Below are 12,101 nucleotides of genomic sequence, written 5' to 3' on the forward strand. Positions count from 1 at the left end.
ACCGCCACGAGAGGGAAGCCACCTTGCTGATCGCCGGACTCGTGCTCGCGGGAATCGCGGCACTCATCCACGTCTACATCTTCTATCTGGAGTCCTTCGCCTGGACGAAGAAGGGGACCCTCGCGACGTTCGGGATGACCGCGCAGGAGGCGGAGGCCATGCGGCCCATGGCCCTGAACCAGGGCTTCTACAACCTGTTCCTCGCGATCGTCACGGTGGTCGGCATCGCCTTCGCCGCAGCCGGGTCGACGGCGGTGGGCGCGGCGCTCGTGTTCGCCGGCGCGGGCTCGATGGTCGCGGCCTCGCTCGTCCTGGTGGTCTCGGACCCGACCAAGCGCAGTGCGGCGCTCAAGCAGGGCGTCGTGCCGCTGCTGGGCGTGCTCGCCCTGGTCATCGGCCTGCTGGCCTGACGGCGCGACCGTCCGGCGGTCCTACGTGGCGACGTCCATCCGCTGCGTGCCGATGACCGACAGCAGCCGGAGCGCCTCCTCGGACGGCGATCCCGGGTCGGCGGTGTAGATCACCACCTGCTGGTCCCGGTCGGTGATGTCGAGGGCGTCGCAGTTGACGGTGACCGCGCCGACCAGCGGGTGGTGGAACGTCTTGCGCAGCATCGGAGCGACCTGCACGTCGTCGGCGGCCCAAAGGCTCGCGAACTCCTCGCTGCCGGCGAGGAGCTCGTCCAGCAGGGCGGTCAGCTCGGGGTCGTCCGGATAGCGCGCCGTGGCGGCGCGGAGGCGGTTGGTCGAGGAGCGCGCGAACCCCTCGCCGTCCGACACCCCGTACAGCATCCGGCCCTGCCGGTCCGGCCCGAGGAACGCCCGGCGCAGGAGGTTGCGCTCACGACGCGGCACGGCGGAGAAGTCCTCCATGAGCGCGGCCGCCAGGTTGTTCCAGGCGATCACCTCGAGGACCGCGGACGTCACGAACGCCGCCGACAGGGGCAGCCGGTCCAGCAGGTCCCGGATGCTCTGCCGCACCTCGCGCGGCGGCCCGGGCGGCGGGCCCGGCGGCACGCCGGCGAGGTGGTGCAGGTGGTCGCGTTCGGCGTCGGACAGGCGAAGCGCCCGGGCGAGGCCGCCCACGACCTCGCGCGACGGGTGCGGGCCGCGGGCCTGCTCCAGCCGCGTGTAGTACTCGGTGGAGATGAACGCGAGCTGCGCCACCTCCTCGCGGCGCAGCCCCGGTGTGCGACGTCGCGGCCCAGCGGGCAGGCCGACGTCGGCGGGGCTGATCCGCTCGCGCCTGCCGCGCAGGAACGTCGCCAGCTCGGCTCTGTCCATGACCCGAGTATGGGCGGGCGCCGCGGCGGTAGCCAGGTACCCGCGATGCCTGGATACGTCCCGGGGCCCGGCGCAGGCTCGTTGGCATGAGCACACCAGCCACCAACACAACCACTACTACAACGACCGGCGCCGGCCTCCTGGCCGGCAAGATCGCCTTCATCACCGGCGCGGGCCGTGGCATCGGCGCCGCCGCGGCCCGCCTGTTCGCCCGCGAGGGTGCAACGGTGTTCCTCACGGCCCGCACGGAGTCGCAGCTCAAGGCCGTGACCGAGGAGGTAAGGGCGGCGGGCGGCACCGCTGACTACGCCGTCGCCGACCTGTCCGACGCCGAAAGCGTGCGCGCCGCCGTCGACCGAGTCGTGGAGCTGCACGGACGTCTGGACGTCGCGTTCAACAACGGCGCCACGATCACCCCGCCCCAGCCCCTGGACGAGGTGTCCGAGGCCGACTTCGACCACGTCTACGCGGTGAACCTGCGCGGGCCGTGGCTCTCCATGGTCGCCGAGATCAACGCCATCCGCGCCACCGCGGGCACGGGCGCCATCGTCAACAACTCCAGCGTCGGCAGCCTGCGGGCCAATCCCGCGCTGCCCGCCTACGGCGCGATGAAGCGGGCCGTGAACAGCCTCACCGAGTCGGCCGCCGTCACCTACGGGCCGGAGGGGATCCGGGTCAACGCGGTAGCCCCCGGCGGCACCCTCACCGAGATGATCCGGGCCTGGGAGGAGCACACCCCCGGCGTGACGGAACAGCTCGCGGCCGTGACGCCGCTGCGCCGCGGGGCCCAGCCCGAGGAGATCGCCGAGGCCGCGGCCTGGCTCCTGAGCGACCGCGCCTCCTTCGTCACGGGCGCGATCCTCCAGGCAGACGGCGGCGCAGGCGCGTAACCCAATTGCGCCGAACCGCAAGACACGCCGTAGCCTCGCCGCTGCACCGGCGTGTCGTTGCGGCTCGGCGCCCTCGAAGGGGGTCAGCGGCAGCCGGTGGGGTGGCAGTCGGTCAGGGCTGGGTGCGGAGGCGGCGGAGCGTGCGCGGGTTCTCGAAGCCGACCGTGTGGGCCGCCGACTCCACCGTGGCGCCGTGGCCGATGAGGTGCTCGGCGCGCTCGCGCCGCAGGATCTGCTGGTAGCGCAGCGGCGTGAGCCCCGTGGCCCGGGTGAACACCCTGGTCAGGGTGCGCTCGGCGACGCCGGCGTGGGCGGCCAGGTCAGCGAGCGGCAGGCTGCGTGCGAAGTGCGCGTCGATGTGGTCCTGGACGCGGTGGACGGTGTCGTCGACGTGGGACCGGTGCCGCAGCATGGCGCTGGCCTGCGGCTCCGTCCCGTTCCTCCGGGCGTACACCACCATCTCCCGGGCCACCCGGGCGGCGAGCGCCGGGCCGTGGCGCATCGCGAGCAGGTGCAGCGAGAGGTCGATGCCGCTGGCGATCCCGGCGGAGGTGACGACGCCGTCGTCGGTGGTGAACAGGACGTCCCGCACCACGCGTGCCCGCGGGTGCCGGGCGGCGAGCGCGTCCTGGACGGCATGGTGCGTGGTGCAGCGCCGGCCGTCGAGCAGGCCTGCCTGGCCGAGCGCGTCGGCGCCCGCGCACACGCTGGCGACGGTGCCGCCCGCCGCGTGCTGGTCCCGGAGCCGGTCCCGTGTCTCCGCGTTCAGGCGGGGCCAGGCGCGCGGGTCGTCGCCCACTCGCCATCCGGGCACGACGACGAGGTCGTCCGGGCTCAGCGTCGGCCACTCGGTACCCGCGACCAGCGGGAGGCCCTGCGCCGAGGCGACCACTCCGGCGTCGGGCCCGGGCCCGCCGGGTTCGCCCGGCGTGCCGGGTTCGCCGAGCTGTTCGGAAGCGGGCGCGCCGGAGACGTACCGCAGGTCGTAGCGGTGGCCGAAGTCCCCCGCGGTGAAGAACGCCTGCGCAGGGCCCGCCAGATCGAGCAGGTGGACCCCGGGCAGGAGCAGGAATACGACAGTGGTCACCTGGCCGATGCTGCCACTTCGGCGGTGGACTCGGTGGCGACGTCGGGCTCGGACCCGGACTTGGACCCGGACTCGGACCCCGCCTCCGACTCGAGCTCCGCGACCGTCGCGATGCGGGCGAAGCGGCCGCGGAGCACGGCCTCGGTGCGCTCCAGGATGTCGGCGGCGCTGAACCGGCCCAGCGGGTCGGTGCTGGTGGCGTCGCTGACGAACGTCACCTCGTAGCCGAGGTCGGAGCCGACCCGCGTGGTGGTCTCAACGCACTGCTCGGCCCGGATGCCGCAGATCCGCAGCTCGCCCACGCCGTGGGCGGTGAGGATCTGCTGCAGGTTGGTGGTGGTGAAGGCGTTGTGCGAGGTCTTGCGCAGCACGGGCTCGTCGGGCCGGGGCTCACCCAGCTCCGCGAACAGCCGGACGTGGCCGGACTCCGGGTCGAACGGGTTGCCCGACCCGGGCTCGGTGTGCAGCACCCAGACCACGAGGTCGCCCGCCGCGCGGGCCAGCGCGACCAGCCGGTTGACGGGCTCGGCGACCCCGGGGTTGAGCGTGTCGGCCCACTGCGGGCGGACCCGGAAGGACTCCTGGACATCGATGACGACGAGAGCTCGGTTCATGCCCCAAGTCTGTGCTCCGAAGACGGCCCGACGGGAGGCCGGATCAGGTCGCGGGGCGGGCGGATCTGGTCACTGTCCCCGCCGCGACCCAGGAGCGCCCGCAGCGGTCGGCAGTTTGCACCGCAGACTCGTGAGTTCGCACCGAGGTCGGTCCAGGCCTGGACCGATCTCGGTGCAAACTGCCGACCTCGCAGAATCTGCCGATGCCGACGCGCACCACCGGCTTGAGCAGAATGGCTGATCACGCCGGGCGCGGGTCGATCAGGCCGTGAAGGCCGCCGCGTGCCGGAGCGCCCAGTCGGCGAAAGTTGCCCCCGGCCGGCCGAGGACCGCCTCGACGTCCGGGCTGACGGCCCGCTCCTGGGGCGTGGGTTCGCCCAGGATCGCGAGCGTGCCGTCGGCGACCGGCTCGGGCATGAACTCGAGCATGCCGACCCGCGCCTCCTCCCGGGTCAGCTCGGCGAAGGCGAGCGGGACGCCGAGCGCCGTCGCCAGCGCCTCGGTCCGCTCGCGGGGTGTGCTCACGTCGGGACCCGTGAGCTGGTAGGTGCGGCCGTCGTGCCCGTCCTCGGTGAGAGCGGCCGCGGCGACGTCGGCGATGTCGAGCGGGTCGATGCCGGGCAGCGCAACAGAGCCGAACGGCGCGCGGACCGTGCGCTCGGCCCGGACCGACGGGACCCACGCGAAGGCGTTGGAGTAGAACCCGCCGGGCTGCAGCACGGTCCAGGCGAGCCCCGAGCCGCGCACGAGCTTCTCCAGCTCGGCCATCGGCTTGTGCGAGGCCGAGTCCGGACGGGTGGCCGCCGCCTGGGACGAAACGAGGACGACCCGGCGCACCCCGGCGTCGGCGGCCGTGCCGACGATTCGCTCCCCGTCGAGGTGCCCGCCGGCGCCCGGCACGAGGAGGAGCATCGCGCTCGCGCCGGCGACGGCGTCGCGCAGGCTCTCGGGGTCGGCCAGGTCCGCGCGCACCCCGCGGACCCGCGGGTCGTCGAGCGGGGCGGTGCCCGCGCGGGAGACGGCGGTGACCTCGTGGCCTCGCCGGGCGAGCTCGGCGACCAGCGGCCGGCCGATGTTTCCGGTGGCTCCGGTGACGACGATCATGGGTGCTCCTGTCGATGCGACGCGGCCCGCGAACGGGCCGGACGGCCCCTGCGGCCGCCGTGCCGCCGACGTTACGAGCGCCAGTACAGTAGGTTCCCTCAGGAAAGTATTGGAGGCGGCCATGACCACCGCGACCACCTGGCGCCCGGGGCCCGACAGCGAACCGGCCGAGGCGTGCCCCATCTCACCCGTCGTCGATCTGGTCTTCAGCCGCTGGACGACCCCGATCCTCTGGGTGCTGCACGAGCACGGCACCCAGCGCTTCGTCGAGCTGGAGCGGCGCATCGGCGTCACGCCCAAGGTGCTCACGCAGCGCCTGCGCCAGCTCGAACGCGACGGCCTGGTGCAGCGCGAGATCTTCGCCGAGGTGCCGCCACGCGTCGAGTACCGGATCACGGAGCTCGGCCGCAGCCTCCACACCGTGTTCGTCGCCCTGGGCGAGTGGTCCGGCGCGCACATGGCCGACGTCGAGGCGGCGCGCGCCGGATACACGGGCCCCCTCCCCCGCTGATCCGCTGCCCCTGCCCCGCCGCCAGGTCCGCCAGGTCCGAGCGGTCCGCCAGGTCCGCCCGGTCCGAGCGGTCCGAGCGGTCCGAGCGGTCCGAGCGGTCCGAGCGGTCCGCAGAGTGTCAGGTGGCCGGCAACCCGCGTTCCGACCACCTGACACTCTGCTTATCCTTCGCCCGACGGCGTCAGCCCGCCGCTCGCGTCACGCCTGGACGAAGCCCAGGAGCGTCTTGTTGACCTCGTCCGCGTGCGTCCAGAGCAGGCCGTGCGGCGCGCCCTCGATCTCGACGTACTCCGCCTCGGGGAACGCCTCGTGGAACGGGCGGCCGGTGGCGTCGATCGGGAGGATGTTGTCCTTGGTCCCGTGCAGGATCAGGGACGGCTTGCCGGCGGCGCGCACGGCCTCGATGTCGGCCCGGAAGTCCTCGATCCAGGCCGAGACGACGGCGTAGGCCGCGACCGGGGCGCTGCCCGTCGCCGTGTTCCAGCTGGCCGTGACGGCCTCTTGGCTGATCCGCGTGCCGAGGTTCTCGTCCAGGTTGTAGAAGTCCTGGTAGAAGTTCGTGAACCAGGCGAAGCGGTCCGAGCGGGCCGCCTCCTCGATGCCGTCGAAGACGGACTGCGGCACGCCGGTGGGGTTGTCGTCGGCCGCCACGAGGAACGGCTCGAGCGAGGCGAGGAACGCGAGCTTGGCGACGCGCTCGTGGCCGTAGTTCTTCACGTAGCGGGCCAGCTCGCCGGTACCCATCGAGAAGCCGACCAGGATCACGTCACGCAGGTCGAGGGTGTTGAGCAGCGTGTTCAGGTCGGCAGCGAACGTGTCGTAGTCGTAGCCGGCACCGACCTTGCTCGACTTCCCGAAGCCGCGGCGGTCGTAGGTGATGACGCGGTAGCCGGCGGCGATCAGCTCGCGCGACTGACGCTCCCAGCTGTTGCCGTCCAGCGGGTAGCCGTGAATGAGAACGACCGGCTGCCCCGAGCCGTGGTCCTCGTAGTAGAGCTCGGTGGTGGTGCTGTTCTCGGTGCCGACCGTGATGAAACCCATGATCCGTTCCCTTCTCGATCCTTCTCCCGGCGGAGAACGATCGTTCTCCGCCGCCATCCGCTACAGTAGAGAACGAACGTTCTCCGCGCAACTCGTGCGGGACGGAAGACGGGGTGAGATCGCATGATCGACGAGAAGACCGCTCGGGAGAGCGTGGTCCGGGCCGCGGACGAGCTGTTCTACGCGCGCGGCGTCCAGGCCGTCGGCATGGACGCGGTGCGGACGACGGCGGGCGTGTCGCTCAAGCGGATCTACTCGCTCTTCGCCTCGAAGGACGAGCTGATCGTCGCCGTCCTGCACCATCGCACCGCGGTCTGGGACAGCGGTCTCGCGTCCGCGTCCGAGCGGGCCACGACGGCGCGCGAACGCATCCTGGCGATCTTCGACTTCCTCGACGCGTGGTTCCGGGAGCCGGACTTCCGCGGGTGCGCGTTCATCAACGCCCACGGCGAGCTCGGCGCGTCGTCGTCCGCCGTTACGGACGCCGTCCGCGAGCAGAAGCGCACCTTCCAGGAGTACGTCGCCCGCCTGGTGGCCGACGCCGGGGCTCCGCCCGCCCTGGCACCGCAGCTCGCCATCCTGGCCGAGGGCGCGCAGACGACGGCCGCCATCTCGGGCACGCCGGAAGCAGCACAACAGGCGCGGGCGGCGGCGGAGACGCTGCTCGACGTCGCCGTCCCGGCGCAGCCGACCGAGCTGGTGGGATCATGAGCGACATGACGACCGAAGAGTCCGACGGCGGCACGCAGGAGGCGACCCCGATCGCCGCGCAGAGCGCCGTGCCCGTCAGTGGCCACGACCCCGACTTCGCGTTCCGCTGGGCCTACGGCAACCCCGAGGCACCGTTCACGATCATGGAGTTCGGCGACTTCGAGTGCCCGTACTGCGGCGCCGCCAAGCCCGTGCTGCACGAGCTGGTCAACGGCTCCGACGGCCAGGTCCGGCTGGTGTGGCGCCACTTCCCCCTGTTCGAGCCGCACCCGTACGCGCTGACCGCGGCCCTCGCCGCCGAGGCGGCGGGCCACCAGGGCGCGTTCTGGCCGATGGCTGGCCTGCTCTTCAAGAACCAGGCGCAGCTCGACGACGCGTCGATCGTCCGCTACGGGGAGCAGCTCGGGCTCGACACCAGCACGCTGGTCGGCGACCCGGCACAGCGGTTCGCCGAGGCCGTCCGCACGGACTACCAGGACGGCATCGACGCCGGTGTGCACGGCACGCCCACGCTGTTCATCAACGGCGAGCCGTACCTGGGCGACGTCACCGTCACCGACCTGCGGGACACGATGGCGATGTCGCGCAAGCGCGCCCGCTTCCGCAGGTAGCGTCCCGGCGGACGGCGGCTCCACCGGTATAGCGGGTTGACCTGCCGCCGCCGAGAAGTTCGAGCCGGAGTATCTTGAGAAGTAGCCGAGTCCAGGGCGCCACTACCCGGGACTGGTCCTGAACCTTCTTGAGAGGTGGGGCGTCATGATGACGTCGAAGGGCGGCCCGCCGGCTGACAGCTCCCCGCGCGAGGTGTGCGGAGCAGTCCGATGAGCGCCGCGGCGTGGGTCCTGACGGTGATCCTGGTCCTGGCCCTGATCGGCCTCGGAATGGCCATCAAGATCGTCAAGCAGTACGAGCAGGGTGTGCTCTTCCGGTTTGGCCGGCTCAAGGGCACCCGCGAGCCGGGCTTTCGGATGATCATCCCGGTAGTCGACGTGCTACATCGCATCTCCTTGCGGATCGTCACCATGCCGATCCAGTCCCAGGGCATCATCACCAAGGACAACGTCAGCGTCGACGTGGCCGCCGTCGCCTACTTCCGGGTGGTCGATGCCGTGAAGTCCGTGATCGTGATCGAGAACGTGACCTCAGCCATCAACCAGATCGCCCAGACCACGCTGCGGAACGTTGTCGGGCAGCACGCCCTCGACGAGATCCTGGCGGAGACCGACCACATCAACGAGGACATCCGCCTGATCCTCGATCGCACGACCACCGAATGGGGCCTCCAGGTCACGTTGGTCGAGCTCAAGGACATCCAGCTGCCCGAGAGCATGAAACGCGCCATGGCACGTCAGGCCGAGGCCGAGCGGGAGAAGCGCGCGAAGATCATCAACGCCGAGGGCGAGCACCTCGCCGCTTCGAAGTTGGGCGACGCCTCCGACATCATGATGGCGCATCCGCTGGCGTTGCAGCTGCGCAACCTACAGACGTTGGTCGAGCTCGGCGTCGACAAGAACACCACTGTCGTGTTCCCCGCGCCGCTGATGAGCACCATCGGCGAGCTCGGCACCTTCCTGGCCCGTGAAGAAGAGGCCGCAAGAGCGAACGCACCTGCCGGCGTCGACGACTCCACCACGGCACCGGGACAGGCCGCAGCACCCGAAGCCAACGGCGCGCTGGCAGCCGCCGACACTCCGGCGCACTGAGCCTGGCGGTCAGATCGCGCCTGTCAGGGGCGCCGACGTCGTGCGGTGGAGGTCCATCACGTCGGTGGGCAGGTGCACGGCCTCGTCGCGCGTGCCCGGAAAGCTCTTGGGGCCGCGTCGCTGGACTGGCGCGGCACGAACCTCACGCCGGCGGGCGCCAGGCTCCTTCGGGGAGCGGCGGGGGGCCGCTGGCCTCGTTCGGCGAGCACAGTGGCAGGCGGTCGCCGAAGTACCGCAGGATCACCGCGCCGATGACGCCCGACAGGATCGATCCCACGAGGATGCCCACCTTGGCCTCGTTGATCAGGGCCTCGTCGTCGAAGGCGAGCTCGCTGATGAACAGCGCGATGGTGAAGCCGATCCCGCACAGGAACGCGCCCCCGGCGAGGTGTCCGTAGCGCACCCGCCCCGGCAGGGCGCCCAGGCCGGTGACCAGCGCAATCATCGCCCCGGCGAAGACACCGATCGCCTTGCCCAGCACCAGCCCCACCAGCACACCGAGGGTGACGGGGCTGGACATGGCTGCGCCGATCGACTCGCCGGACAGCACGACGCCCGCATTGGCGAGCCCGAACACCGGCACCACGACGTACGAGCTCAGCGGGTGCAGAGCGTCGAGCAGGCGGTCGCTCGTCGGGACGGCGGACTGCGCGGCCCGGACGGCGAGGCGCGAGCGGGCGGGGTCGAGCTCCTCCATGAGCGCGCGCCCGTAGAAGCCGAAGTGGAGGCGCGCCTCGTCGTCGTTCCCGCGGCGCGCGGTCGGGACCGCGAGGCCCACCAGGACGCCCGCGAGCGTGGGGTGGAGCCCCGACTCGAGGACCGCCACCCACAGGGCCACACCGACGATCAGGTAGGGCGCAATCTGCCAGACGCCGATCCAGCGCATCGCGAACAGGACCATCGCCAGCAGCGCGGCTACGACGAGCGCACCCATCATCAGTGCGTCGGAGTAGAAGATCCCGAGCAGCGCGATGGCGCCGATGTCGTCGAAGATCGCCAGCGTCAGCAGGAAGACGCGGAGCTGATCGGGGCAGCGCGGCCCGACCAGCGCGAGCACCCCGATGACAAACGCCGTGTCGGTGGACATCGGCAGGCCCCACCCGGACGCCTCGGGGCCGGACGGGTTGATCAGCAGATAGACGCCGATCGGGACGGCCAACCCGCCGATCGCCCCGAAGAGCGGCACGGACGCGGCGCGGAAGCTGCGCAGCTCACCGACGGTGAGCTCGCGGTTGACCTCGACACCGACCACGAGGAAGAACACGGCCATCAGGAAGTCGTTGACCCAGTGGTGCAACGTCAGGTGCAGGTCCCAGGTGCCAACCGTGAGGTTGATCGGCGTCTCCCACATGGCGTGGTACGAGTCGCCTGCCATGTTCGCCCACACCAGCGCGATGGCCGACGCCGCGAGCAGCAGCGTCGCTCCCCCGCCCTCGGTCGCGAAGTAGCTGCGCAGGCCTGGGGACAAGCGCGGGTAGGGGAGGACGACCCTTGGCCGGGGTCCCGGTCGGGTAGGTACTCCGGTGGGGATCCGGTCTGCCACGGGTCCAGGATGTCAGACGTCGGCGTCCGACGTCCCGCCGTTGCCATCGGGGCCACCGCGGCGCCCAACATTCTCCTGGCCCAGACGTTCCCCACGCCGCGACCTGCGCCGTGCGAAGAAGACGCCCCGGGTACCCCTCGCCTCTGGCACCACGAACAGACCCGGCCATGCGAACCATCGCTCCACCCACGCCCATATGCACAAGAAGGCGATCGACGAGGCCCACCAAACCAAGAGACCACTCTCTAAGAAGTCGGCCCCAAGAAACGCAGCTCGGATCAGGAACAATCCCGTAAGGAGTATTCCCAGACCCAGTTGAACTATTGTCCGAACTGGCGCGGCAGCTTCTTCCAGATCATTCCAATGACGCCTTGCACGCTCTTCTAGATCATAAGGCTCCCCACGCCCGATCAACCGGCGCAACACCAACGAAATAACATACAGTCCGAGAATGCTCAGTAACACACCGAACACTATCGACCCTAGTTGGAATATGGGACTTTCAATTACTCGCATCTCATATGCTCCTCAATTCAGCATGCCCTGACGTCGCCCCAGCCAGCCCTGACTGCGCCAGAATTCCATGATCCCCTGGTTTGGACCCTGCGCCGCCGCCGCACCCGCCCAGCCACCGACGAACGAGCCGGCACCAGCACCAACAGCCAAGCCCGATGGCCCTGTTGCCCACGACGCCACGGCCGTACATCCGTGCCCCAATGGCGGTCAGGCCCGTCCCGTCAGCCGGCTTGTCCAAGAACCCGATGTCACAGGAGCGAGCGTTAGCCGATCCTCCGGGTCGCGGCCAGCGCGCCCAGCAGCGACAGCGCCTCCGCCGACGGCGAGCCCGGGACCGCGTGGTAGACCACGAGCTCCTGGCCCGGCGCGCCCCGGACGTCGAACACGTGCACGCGCAGCTCCATGTGGCCGACCTCCGGGTGCAGGAAACGCTTCTCGGTGAGCCGCTTGCCCCGCGCGTCGTTCTGCTCCCACATCGCCACGAAGTCCGCGCTCTTCACGCGGAGCTCGTCGACGACCTCCCGGATCCGCGGGTCCCCCGGGGTGAGCCCGTCGGCGAGCCGGAGCCCGGCCACCGTGTTCTCCGCTACGAGGTGCCAGTCCGGGTAGAAGGTCCGCGCGCCCGGGTCGAGGAAGGTCGAGCGGGTCAGGTTCCGCGAGAACGGGAACCCGCCGAAGAGCGCCTCGCCGAGGGGGTTGGTCGCCAGCACGTCGAACGCCCGCCCGAGCACGATCGCCGGGCTGTCCCGCCAGGAGAGCATGAGCTCCAACAGTGAGTCGTCCGCCTCCTCGACCGCCGCGGGCGGCTCCGGCCGCGGGCTGAGCCCGGCGAGGCGGTACAGGTGCTGCCGGCCGTCGTGGTCCAGGCGCAGCACCTCGCCGAGCGAGTCGAGCACCTGCGGCGACGGGCTCACCTCGCGGCCCTGTTCGAGGCGCACGTAGTAGTCCACGCTGACGCCGGTCAGCATGGCCACCTCCTCGCGCCGCAGCCCGACGACGCGGCGCCTCCCGTAGACGGGCAGCCCGAGCGCCTCCGGCGTGAGCTGGGCACGCCGGCCGCGCAGGTAGTCGCCGAGCGGTGATGCGGTCATGCCCTCG

General features: G+C 71.1%; 13 protein-coding genes. 6 read left to right on the plus strand and 7 right to left on the minus strand.

All coding sequences use genetic code 11. From position 1 onward, the window contains the following. Positions 1-23: 23 nt before the first annotated feature. Positions 24-410 carry a DUF1304 domain-containing protein gene (locus C8K30_RS06340; protein ID WP_108492062.1) on the plus strand — a complete coding sequence of 129 codons (387 nt, stop codon included), beginning with the start codon at positions 24-26 and terminating at the stop codon, positions 408-410. 21 nt (positions 411-431) lie between these two features. On the opposite strand, the gene C8K30_RS06345 is transcribed toward C8K30_RS06340, so the two are convergent. After that, a complete protein-coding gene (locus C8K30_RS06345) occupies positions 432-1,283 on the minus strand; it encodes a helix-turn-helix transcriptional regulator (protein WP_108492063.1) in 852 nt (283 codons plus the stop codon). A gap of 86 nt (positions 1,284-1,369) precedes the next feature. Between C8K30_RS06345 and C8K30_RS06350 the strand changes: the two genes are divergently transcribed. After that, positions 1,370-2,173 (plus strand): SDR family NAD(P)-dependent oxidoreductase, encoded by an 804-nt coding sequence (locus tag C8K30_RS06350; protein WP_108492064.1) that lies wholly within the window; start codon positions 1,370-1,372, stop codon positions 2,171-2,173. Positions 2,174-2,285: 112 nt separating this feature from the next. Here the strand turns inward: C8K30_RS06350 and C8K30_RS06355 are convergent, their stop codons facing one another. From C8K30_RS06355 to C8K30_RS06365, 3 genes are all read right to left on the minus strand, one after another. Next, positions 2,286-3,260, minus strand: a complete 975-nt coding sequence (locus C8K30_RS06355; RefSeq protein ID WP_108492065.1) for a GlxA family transcriptional regulator — start codon at positions 3,258-3,260, stop codon at positions 2,286-2,288. Continuing rightward, complete coding sequence (locus C8K30_RS06360; protein ID WP_108492066.1) at positions 3,257-3,874, minus strand: cysteine hydrolase family protein; 618 nt, start codon at positions 3,872-3,874, stop codon at positions 3,257-3,259. Before C8K30_RS06360 ends, C8K30_RS06355 begins: the two co-directional genes overlap by 4 nt. Before the next feature lie 261 nt (positions 3,875-4,135). Next, positions 4,136-4,978: an SDR family oxidoreductase gene (locus C8K30_RS06365; RefSeq protein WP_108492067.1), complete on the minus strand. Its 843-nt coding sequence runs from the start codon at positions 4,976-4,978 to the stop codon at positions 4,136-4,138. 121 nt (positions 4,979-5,099) lie between these two features. On the opposite strand from C8K30_RS06365, the gene C8K30_RS06370 reads away from it, so the two are divergent. Continuing rightward, complete coding sequence (locus tag C8K30_RS06370) at positions 5,100-5,489, plus strand: helix-turn-helix domain-containing protein (protein ID WP_108492068.1); 390 nt, start codon at positions 5,100-5,102, stop codon at positions 5,487-5,489. Positions 5,490-5,687: 198 nt separating this feature from the next. Here C8K30_RS06370 and C8K30_RS06375 read toward each other — a convergent pair whose 3' ends face one another. Further along, positions 5,688-6,530, minus strand: coding sequence for an alpha/beta fold hydrolase (locus C8K30_RS06375; RefSeq protein WP_108492069.1), 843 nt, complete (start codon positions 6,528-6,530; stop codon positions 5,688-5,690). Positions 6,531-6,653: 123 nt separating this feature from the next. On the opposite strand from C8K30_RS06375, the gene C8K30_RS06380 reads away from it, so the two are divergent. The 3 genes from C8K30_RS06380 (at position 6,654) to C8K30_RS06390 (ending at position 8,944) form a co-directional block, all read left to right on the plus strand. Continuing rightward, on the plus strand, positions 6,654-7,241 hold the full coding sequence (locus C8K30_RS06380; RefSeq protein ID WP_108492070.1) for a TetR/AcrR family transcriptional regulator: 588 nt from the start codon (positions 6,654-6,656) through the stop codon (positions 7,239-7,241). Between the two features lie 5 nt (positions 7,242-7,246). After that, complete coding sequence (locus C8K30_RS06385; RefSeq protein WP_233257020.1) at positions 7,247-7,852, plus strand: DsbA family protein; 606 nt, start codon at positions 7,247-7,249, stop codon at positions 7,850-7,852. 210 nt (positions 7,853-8,062) lie between these two features. Beyond that, positions 8,063-8,944: a slipin family protein gene (locus tag C8K30_RS06390; protein ID WP_108492072.1), complete on the plus strand. Its 882-nt coding sequence runs from the start codon at positions 8,063-8,065 to the stop codon at positions 8,942-8,944. Positions 8,945-9,086: 142 nt separating this feature from the next. Here C8K30_RS06390 and nhaA read toward each other — a convergent pair whose 3' ends face one another. Next, positions 9,087-10,412 carry a Na+/H+ antiporter NhaA gene (nhaA, locus tag C8K30_RS06395; protein ID WP_108492073.1) on the minus strand — a complete coding sequence of 442 codons (1,326 nt, stop codon included), beginning with the start codon at positions 10,410-10,412 and terminating at the stop codon, positions 9,087-9,089. An 854-nt stretch (positions 10,413-11,266) separates the two neighbouring features. Next, positions 11,267-12,094, minus strand: a complete 828-nt coding sequence (locus C8K30_RS06400; RefSeq protein ID WP_108492553.1) for a helix-turn-helix transcriptional regulator — start codon at positions 12,092-12,094, stop codon at positions 11,267-11,269. Between the last annotated feature and the right edge of the window lie 7 nt (positions 12,095-12,101).

The organism is Promicromonospora sp. AC04, assembly GCF_003058225.1.
Classification (GTDB): Bacteria; Actinomycetota; Actinomycetes; order Actinomycetales; family Cellulomonadaceae; genus Promicromonospora.